The sequence below is a fragment of the Bartonella sp. MM97QHHN genome (assembly GCF_042194285.1).
In the GTDB taxonomy this organism is placed as follows: Bacteria; Pseudomonadota; Alphaproteobacteria; order Rhizobiales; family Rhizobiaceae; genus Bartonella.
Genome location: NZ_JBHIMS010000003.1, coordinates 1 through 5,446 on the forward strand (window position 1 = coordinate 1; position 5,446 = coordinate 5,446).

A 5,446-nucleotide genomic window follows, 5' to 3' on the forward strand; every position below is an offset into this window, starting at 1 on the left:
AGATTCTCACTCAATTGTGGAAAAGGTTGTTCTTTATGAACTGGACGCACAATCATTTGATCGGCTAAAGATTGAGAAGAGATTGAAACAGCAGTTTGTTGTTTTTCATCAGAAAGAGGATGAAGACCTGATGGAGGTAACGCTACAAGAGTCTGATTTTCTTGAGAGGGAGATACAGAAACACTAGAGACATTCTGTGCCCCTCTTAAATGACGTGGAGGTCGTGGTTTAGCTGGTTGCTTTATAGTAGGTTTACGAGAGCCTGTATTTTTTCCTCTAGAAGCAGCACCTTGATCAGATAATGCAAGAGGAATCTTCGTTTTCTTGTTTACACACTGTGTTTCAGTATTCGAACGTGTCGTACCTTCAGAGGCTGAACTTAAATACCAAATTGTAGAATAACCACTAGCATCAGCACATCTTTCTCTCTTTCGTAAAACATACTGATAGGCTCCACCATCAACAGCTGTAATGTCCTTACCCGAAAGATCTTCCAGAGTAAAATTAGCGCCTCCAACTTTATCAGTAACTAAATTAATCCCTGTGACCAAACTATTCTGTTGTGAGAGAGGACCTGTAATTTCACGACCAGAATCTGCAACGCTTATTTTGTGATTACCTGAACCTTCATCAATCGACAAGTAATCACTTGAATTCCCCGTAGCATTAATATTGAATCGAAAATGTAAATCCCCTGAAAGTTTCTTAACATGAAGTGAAATATGTCGTGGATCATACGGTATAGAAGTAAAAATAACAGTCCCTCCGTGCCCCCCTAAATCTTCAATTTCAATCTGAGGTTTTTCTCCCATATTCCGTTCACCAACCTCAAATATTGTTTCATCCACTCTGTCCTTCATAGGAATTTTTTTCTTAGTCGTATGATTTGTCCTATCACCAGCGAATAAATAAAGTTCTCCGTGATCATTGATCCTTACTTCTCCAAGGACATCTTGTATACCAACATGGAACCACGATTTAGCAAAGTTGTTAATAGTCAGACCATCCACAAACCCTTCAGGATATACAACTTGAATAGCATGATCTTTCAAATTAGTAGCATAAGATTCTCCTAACGCTAAAACGTGTTGTCTCCCATTCCCAGAAACCTGAGCATACATTGATTTCCCTCCCTCTTTTCTTTGTCCTGCATAAAGATTTTGTTCTCCGTTATCTCCCACTTTCGTATACCAAACCCACGCTCCATCATACACATTCTGCTGTCCAACTGTTCCACCATCCCCAGTAACTGTGGAATTATATGCACTACTTTTTCTCTCCACGCTTGTAAGATCAATATATGGCTCTTCATGAATAAACTGCTGACCTCCCAAAATTTTGGCGTTCATTGCAATTCCTGCTCGTGTAACTATTTGTATCCCTCCTTTTTTAATAGTAGAACCTACAGAAGTTTCTCCATTTTCAACAAGCTCTATATCACCATATTCAATCGTAATATTATTTTTGAAAAAACTAGCAATCTGTTCTAATTTTTTTTCTTCCTCTTCTCTATTTACCACATGTGTTGCTCTTGTTAGCACTCTATTCCTACTCTCAACTACACTTGCAGATTGCACAAGATAACTACTGATCATCAATACTGAAAAACTTAATTTGTATTTATACCGCATTATCCACACTCCACTCTCAATTATTTAGAAAAATACCCCGCGGCTACATAGGTAGCTCGTTTTAGATTGTATCATAATGTGTTTTATTTATGTCTAAATACAATTTTTTAGTGTATTTTTTAATTTAAACAACTTTAAGTTGTTTATCTATAAACCACTAAAAAGCTCTAACTTAAGGCAGAAAATTGAATAAAATTCAAAGTGTTTACTTAAATTCAAGGAATAATTTGCATATCTGGAATTATAGATGAAAAAAATGCTCGTGCCCTTTAATGGCGCCCCCCTTCACGTAAAACAAAACGCCATTGGGTTGTACATTCACGCACTTGTTTTAAAGAGACATCTCTCAATGCACTCAAGCCCATTTCGCGACGTCATCCATGAATGGTATACCGGTAAAGCCATTGACCCCCAATCTTTACGCTTATGAAGAAGCGGGCCGGTATCATCATACACTTTGCCATCCCAATGTTGTGATAGCCCTTGACACTAGAGACGATTCATCAGAGACATTTTTACTTCTTTTTTGTATAGTTTTTATACACACCTTCATCCCGCTTGCGATGTGCCAAGCGAATAATTTTGATTGATTCAACATAAACAGATTTGGAATGAGAGAATCCTATGATTTTTGTGACTCTCATTCACCATGCATAGAAATGAATTATTATTATAAATTCAGTATGTTGCCTTTAAAAGAAAGAGTATAAAGACATTTCTACTATTTGAGAAAGTCCTTACACTCTCGAGAAGACATAGCCGAACGTTATCTGTTTAAGTTTGCAAAACAATTACATTTGTAAAGTTAATCAGCCATGCACACATATTTAGAAACTATAGCGTAATCCTAAAATACCTTGAAGAGCATTCTTAATCTTATGTCCTTTTAGATAATGTGCTTCCGCATAAAGTGTTAGTTTATCATTGACCGAACCGTTTAAACCAATTCCCAATTTACCCGCACTGCCTGACAAATCTGTAATAAATTTATACTGGTTATTAATTGTCGTATAATTATTATTTATATTCTCACGCAACCAAGCTGCCATAATGTAAGCTGTTAATGAAGTTTCTGAACTCACAAAAAATTCATGTCCTGCAGTCAATCCAACTTCACTGCGGAATGAAGTTAATGGGCTTAGATCACCTATCATTCCATTGGAAAGTTTTATTCTTTTACCTTCAACCTGCAAACCTGTTAGCTTGATATAAGGCTGCATCCAAGTATTCTGTGCCGGTTCAAAATAACAACCAATCTCAAATGATCCACCTATCGCCCACTGATTGTAATGACTTTGAATGGCTAAACCATTCGTTGATATGGCTTTCAAATTATTTCGGTAATAATTATATTTCAAAACACCATCCATATACCATCCGCGATGATCAAAATAAGTTGCGTAAGTTCCAATGCTATAAGAGCTCAGATCACTATTACCACCTCGTGCATGAGAAATACGTGCTTGATCATAACTACCGAAACCACCAACATACAACTCTCCATGCCTTAATTCACTCAACTGATCAGCACCAAAAACTAAACCTGTTTGCCCAAGCTTAAAGTGTGTATGGCCTGTCGCAACACGTTCTCTGCTCTTAATCCCATAAGTCCATAGTTCGATATCTTTCTTATTTCTGTCCCAAATTTTTCTACCATTCCGTATAATTTGCAACTCATTATTAAAAATAAGTCCAGGAACTACGGACAACGTTAATACTGCATCTGTAGAGGGTGTCGTTGTTGTTTCACCAGGAACAAAAGGATTTTCCGGATCTGGAATAGAGGTTTCTGGTCCACTGAGGCGATCTGCAGATAAAAACCAAACTTTTCCATTTTCATCCTTTCTTTCTTTCAAATCATACATATAAGTTCCACCATCAATGGCGTTAATTTTGTCACCCTTAAGATCTGTCAGTGTAAAATGTGCTCCACCACTTTGATCCATAATTAAATCACGCTTATTTGAAAAAGGATCCGTGATTTCAACTCCAGAATCAGCAACACTTATCGTATGATTCCCAGCACCTTTCTCAACCAAGAGATAATCACCACGGTTATGGGCAATCGTAGTATTGAACGCGAAATGTAAATTTCCTGAAAGATTATTCACATGAAGCTGAGAATAATATGGATCAGAACCTGTAAACGAAAAAATAACACTCCCTTCACCACTTAATTTTTGTATCAAAGAACTTTTTCCATCAAACTCATCAGTAATAGAGTACAGTTTTGTATCTTTTCCATTTAAAATAATATCTTCTACTATGGTATGATGTTGATCATTCCCAGCATAAAGATGGATCTGCCCAGAATGATTTAACTGTGTCTTTCCTTCTAATGTTGCCCCAGCATGCACCCATGATTTTGTTTGATCATTCATTGTTAGATTTTTTACAGATCCATCAGTATATATTTCCTGAATAGCACTCTCATTTAAAATAACTCCAATAGCCTGACCGCCTTTTAAGATACGTTGTTTACCACCGCCAAAAACTTCTGTGTCAAATGCAAAACCACCATTTTTTGCACTTTGAGACTTTTGTCCAACCTCTTGGACACCCCCTTGCATAACTTTCGTATTCCAAACTTTTCCGCCATCATATACTTTTTGTTGGCCTAGTGTTTCATCTTGACCATAAATGATAGTATGAGAAGCACTACTCCCTTTAACCTCTTCTCCAACATCCCCCTCCCCGAAAACAAGTTGCTCACCACCATAAATTTTAGTCCCCTCTACTTTTCCTCCATTTCCAACACTTTGTTGTCCACCTTCTTTAACGACTGCATTTTTCGAAAAGCCTTGTTTTCCCTTTAAAGCCTCAACATTTTCAATTCCGCCATGTTCAATTTTACTATCCTCACTGAGTCCTCCTGCATACACATAAAGCTCTGCACCATTCCTTACTGTGTTATTAATGGATCGCCCTGGGCTATCAATCTCACCATCATTTGAAATGTATGCTTTACCTTCATTATCAAGAATATAATTTTCTAACAGTGCCCCATCTTTAATGGAAATAAGTTCAGGTTTTTTAAGAATTTTAGTATTGTGTTCTTGTACATTATTTTCAACATTTTCACGATGACTGCTGTCAAGCTCCTGTTGACTCACAAACACTCTAGCGCCCTTATCCTCAGTAAAATCGCTAGGCTTTTTTAAAAAGTCTAATTCATTACGCGCCCTTATAATAACATCATTAGATGCTCCAAGTATGCATCTTCCCGTTTTCATATCCTCATTGTATTGATCCTGAAATATTTTGCTATTTTCATAACTTGAAGATTGACAAAAAAGCGGTATCCCCCTCTCATTTGCAGCAGCAGCCTGCACAAAACAGCTGCTCAACATGAGTATCCAACAATGTCGTTTCCATTTATATTGTAGAGCCATATCCTCCCCCCTTTCACGCCTGCATAGACACTGAACGTAATTAGCTCTACAAAACATATTTTCAACCTTAGATTGCAATAATCCTTCTTAAAAATCCCCCTTATCTCATAAAAAACCGTTCTTTATAGTTTTTAAATACTTTTTTGATCAAGAATATAAGGGCGTTTTTATAGTGCTTCTTTAGCATTTCCTCAGAATTTTCTTATCAAAAAAAGTAATGCATAATCAAGTATATAAGGGAATATAGTTTATCATGAACAACGAAGCTGCGTGCTCTGAAAAATTGTTCTCTGATGCTGCATTAAAAACTTAAAAAAACTAATCATACATTTAAAGATAACTAAAAAATAACCATATAATTAGAAACTATAGCGTACACCTAAAATACCCTGAAGGGACTGTTTTGTTTTACGCCCTTTAATA

The 5,446-nt window shown here is 36.6% G+C and carries 2 protein-coding genes and 1 pseudogene; all 3 read right to left on the bottom strand.

All coding sequences use genetic code 11. The features are described from left to right. Nucleotides 1-1,631, bottom strand: a 1,631-nt coding sequence (locus ACFIJW_RS00040) for a pertactin-like passenger domain-containing protein (RefSeq protein WP_375632646.1), incomplete at its 3' end; no start/stop codon positions are given. A gap of 281 nt (nucleotides 1,632-1,912) precedes the next feature. Continuing rightward, nucleotides 1,913-2,144 (bottom strand): annotated as a pseudogene (locus ACFIJW_RS00045) (integrase); the annotation flags it as partial. A 314-nt stretch (nucleotides 2,145-2,458) separates the two neighbouring features. Then, nucleotides 2,459-5,023 carry a BafA family autotransporter gene (bafA, locus tag ACFIJW_RS00050; RefSeq protein WP_375632648.1) on the bottom strand — a complete coding sequence of 855 codons (2,565 nt, stop codon included), beginning with the start codon at nucleotides 5,021-5,023 and terminating at the stop codon, nucleotides 2,459-2,461. Nucleotides 5,024-5,446: the final 423 nt, after the last annotated feature.

Bases quoted from the DNA above. Each gene is read 5' to 3' on its own strand.
- bafA (WP_375632648.1), bottom strand. From the start codon at position 5,023: ATGGCTCTACAATATAAATGGAAACGACATTGTTGGATACTCATGTTG.